Source organism: Ruegeria sp. AI3, assembly GCF_056541245.1.
The window spans coordinates 1-699 of sequence record NZ_JBQFYA010000074.1 but is presented as its reverse complement, the minus strand read 5'-3'; the positions used below and the strand labels follow the sequence as shown (position 1 = coordinate 699).

Below are 699 nucleotides of genomic sequence, written 5' to 3'. Positions count from 1 at the left end.
TTTAAACACTCGGCGCACGGTTTGCATGTGAATGTCCCGAATCCCCACTCGCGCTTAACGAGAGATGCTTAACTTGAGAAAGACTAGTCTGCACCTGTTTCAAGGTGATTCGAATCTGCGGCTGGATGATCGGTTATTCTTGCACCTCACGGCTTGCCTTTGGGGTCGGAGTCGAGATCAGGCGCGTCTGCCAGCGGGATGCGTGGGAAGCGCGTTTGGGCATGCGCATGGCTGCCCTTGACGGTCCGGCACGCCGCCCAAGGTTCTCGATAAGGTAAACCCGCCGTGCGAATTCTCTTTGGAAGTGCCCATCCCTACCTGCCGCAGATGTATGGCGGGGCGCAAACCAGCACGCAGGAACTGGTTCGCAGGCTGAGATCGCGGGGCCACACAGTGGGCGTTCTTGCTGGATTGACCGGGCAGGGCTGGTTGGGAAGGCGTGCGCGGCTTTTGCTGAAACTGACGAGGCGCGGTTATGTTCGGGACGAGACGCTTGGCTACCCGGTCTTCCGGGCCTGGTTTGCGGACCAGGCGGTGCGTAGGGTTGTTGCGGATTTCGGGGCCGAGGTTGCGATTTTTCAGTCACGGCTGCCGGTTCCGCTGGCGCAGGCCATCGACCGGGAAGCCACCCGCACATTTATCTATCTGCGCAATGTCGAAACCGAAGATCTTGGGGGCGCGCTGACGGATCTGTCCAAT

Annotated in this window: 1 pseudogene; it reads left to right on the top strand. The window is 59.7% G+C overall.

What is annotated here, in order from left to right:
• Window positions 1-285: 285 nt before the first annotated feature.
• A pseudogene (locus ACRZ95_RS23105) lies at window positions 286-699 on the top strand (glycosyl transferase family 1); the annotation flags it as partial.